The sequence below is a fragment of the Mycobacterium sp. genome (assembly GCF_049281135.1).
Lineage (GTDB): Bacteria > Actinomycetota > Actinomycetes > Mycobacteriales > Mycobacteriaceae > Mycobacterium.
This window is the reverse complement of sequence record NZ_JBAPRN010000444.1, coordinates 1-2,712: the sequence shown is the minus strand read 5'-3', so window position 1 is coordinate 2,712 and position 2,712 is coordinate 1. Positions and strand designations below refer to the sequence as shown.

Sequence of the window (2,712 nt, the reverse complement as noted above, 5' to 3'; positions counted from 1 at the left end):
GCACCGACCTTCGGCCATGGCTGACCGAACGTGGCTGGGCTGTCACCGCCATCGAGACATTGAACTTGATGCAACGCTACGACCGGCCACCGGATCACGCCATCAAGGACCTGGCGCCACGCAACGTCTTTGTCGAGGGGCGGTTGCACACACCGCGCCGCTGTTATTCGGAGAGCTGAAATTCGATCACCGCGGCGACGGAATCCACTGCCTCGTTCAGCGCCGTCAACCGTTCGGCGGCCGTCGGCGCCGCCAGCACGGCGTAGCGGTCAGCTGGCCCGATCGGTATACGAGATGCCAACGCGTACAACCGTTCGCCGGGCTCGTCGGTGTCGGCGCGGACGCCGAGCACTTCCTCCCGATCCGGCACGGGGAGATCGCGGGCGTTGGCGATGCGCTCGAATAGTGCCATCATCCGGTCTTCGAGCTCCTCCAATTGGCCGCCACTCACCGGCTTTCCGGGCTCGTCGGGCCACTCCTCGACGACGGCCCGCGGGTACGGGTTGTCTGGCAGCCACTCGCACACCTTGATTCGTTCGGCCGTCCGGCAGTTCAGGACGAACCTGCCGGAGCCGGCGATCTCGACGCATTCGGTGATCCTGGCCACCGTCCCGACATCGCAGCGCACGTCGCCTCCACCAACCTCGCGACCCTGCGAGATCAGCACCACACCAAACCTAGGGTTGTTGTCACGCATACAGTCCCGCACCAACTCGGCATAACGGGGCTCGAAGATCTGCAAGGGCAAATCCTCGCCGGGCAGGAACGCCGATTGCAGCGGAAACATTGGCAGACGGCCGAATTCGGCTGTGGGCTCCATCAGATCTCCAATTCGCCGACTAGCGCGTCGACCACAGCGCGCAGATCTCCGTCGTGTTCCTCGGCGACCCGTCGCTGCCGTTGATACGACGCTCCGCGTTTGGGAATGTCGGCTACCGCGGCCAGCTCGTCGACGCAATCCAGGGATTTGGCAACGGGTTCCAGTCGAGTCAACACATCGTCGAGGTCTTCGGTGACCAACCGTTCGTTGCTATCGGCGTCCAGAATGATGATCGCGTCCAACCCGTAACGGGCGGCGCGCCATTTATTTTCCTGGTTGTGCCACGGCGGCATGCTCGGCAAGTCTTCACCGGCATCGAGTCGACGCTCGAGATCGACTACCAAACAGTGGGTCAACGCCACCAGCGCGCCGAGCTCGTGAACATTGGACACGCCGTCGCAGATCCGCACCTCGAGGGTTCCGTTGTGCGGTGACGGCCGCACGTCCCAACGCACCTCATTGACGTCCTCGATGATGCCCGTTTTCTTCTGATCGTGGACGAAACCCTCGAATTGGCTCCACTTTTGGAACTGAAACGGCAGACCGGCCGTCGGCAGCTGCTGGAACATCATCGCCCTGTTACTGGCGTACCCGGTGTCATCGCCCACCCACCACGGCGACGACCCAGAGAGCGCCAGCAGATGCGGATACCAGTTGAGCAACGACGACATGACCGGCATCACCTTGTCCGGCGACGATACCCCCACATGCACGTGCACTCCCCAGATGAGCATCTGGCGGCCCCACCACTGAGTGCGCTTGATCAGCTCGGCGTATCTCGGTGCATCGGTGAGTTTCTGCGACGACCAACTCGCGAACGGATGGGTGCCAGCGCCGAACAACTCCATGCCCCGCTGCCGAACAATCGGCAGCACAGCGTTCAGCGTGGACTGCAGATCTTCCATCGCCTGCGCCGTGCTGTCGCAGATGCCGGTGACGACTTCAACCGTGTTGCGCAGCAATTCCTTGTGCACACGGGGGTTTTCGCCGATCTCGGCGAAAACTGCGGTGGCTTCGTTGCTCAGGTCGCGCGTCTGGGCGTCGACAAGCGCGAACTCCCATTCGACTCCCAGCGTCGGGCGGGGTGAGGACGCGAAGTTCACCCTGATAGCGGTACCCCTGTCGGACGAGGAACTAACCGGATCCGATCACACCGCACGCCACCCGCTTGCCGGCGTCGCCAGTCGACATTGTCGTCTGGTCGGGTCCGGGTGTGCCGTTGACCTGGTTGTAGCGGTCCGCCGGGATGTTGCCGAAGTTGTCGGCGCCGGCGTGGATGACGATCGCGGTGCCTGCGCCGGCCAACAGGTCAGCCTTGGTGAACCCGTCGGTGGTGGTCTCGAGCAACGCCCCACCATCCTTGCGGACCTGCAGCGAGGTCAGGTCGCCGCTTCCGTGCTCGTGACCGGGCGCCATGAAGTGCCCGCCGGCGGACAAGAAGTCGCCTGGCTCCCCCCCGGTCGGCGCCACCGAATTGGCCTCGCACTTGCCCACCGAATGAACGTGGACACCGTGGAAGCCGGGGCTGAGCTGACCTGTTCCGGCGGTCTCGATGGTGATCGTCACGTAGCCCGGGTTGAACTCGAACTTGGCCGTGGCGATCTTGGTGCCGGTCGGTCCGTTCAGCTGCGTGGTCAGGCTGTCTGTTCCGCCCTGCTGACCGGTCGGCTCGGCACTCGACGGCGCCGGTGAGCCGGTCCAGATCGGCGGCTGCGTGCCGGGCGAAGTCGCCGGCGGTTGATTCGGCTTGCACGCGCTCATCAGCGCGACGGAAGCGACGAGGGGAAAATGTGGGGTAGCGGCGACAATTTTGCGGCTGCTGGCGGGCTTAAGCTTGGGGAAAGCCTATCCCGGCGAGGATGCGGGTCGGAACGACCCGCGGAGGAGCGGGA

At 64.2% G+C, this 2,712-nt stretch carries 3 protein-coding genes; all 3 read right to left on the bottom strand.

Annotated elements, in window-relative coordinates; all coding sequences use genetic code 11:
- Window positions 1-163: 163 nt before the first annotated feature.
- Genes WAN02_RS18020 through sodC form a run of 3 tightly spaced genes read right to left on the bottom strand, consistent with a single transcriptional unit; the run spans window position 164 to window position 2,581 of the window.
- A complete protein-coding gene (locus WAN02_RS18020; RefSeq protein ID WP_422265611.1) occupies window positions 164-820 on the bottom strand; it encodes an LON peptidase substrate-binding domain-containing protein in 657 nt (218 codons plus the stop codon).
- Complete coding sequence (locus WAN02_RS18015) at window positions 820-1,929, bottom strand: glutamate--cysteine ligase (protein WP_422265612.1); 1,110 nt, start codon at window positions 1,927-1,929, stop codon at window positions 820-822. The genes WAN02_RS18020 and WAN02_RS18015 overlap by 1 nt, the downstream gene beginning before the upstream one ends.
- 25 nt (window positions 1,930-1,954) lie before the next feature.
- Complete coding sequence (gene sodC, locus WAN02_RS18010) at window positions 1,955-2,581, bottom strand: superoxide dismutase[Cu-Zn] (protein ID WP_422265610.1); 627 nt, start codon at window positions 2,579-2,581, stop codon at window positions 1,955-1,957.
- Between the last annotated feature and the right edge of the window lie 131 nt (window positions 2,582-2,712).

Bases quoted from the DNA above. Each gene is read 5' to 3' on its own strand.
- WAN02_RS18020 (WP_422265611.1), bottom strand. From the start codon at position 820: ATGGAGCCCACAGCCGAATTCGGCCGTCTGCCAATGTTTCCGCTGCAA.
- sodC (WP_422265610.1), bottom strand. From the start codon at position 2,581: ATGAGCGCGTGCAAGCCGAATCAACCGCCGGCGACTTCGCCCGGCACG.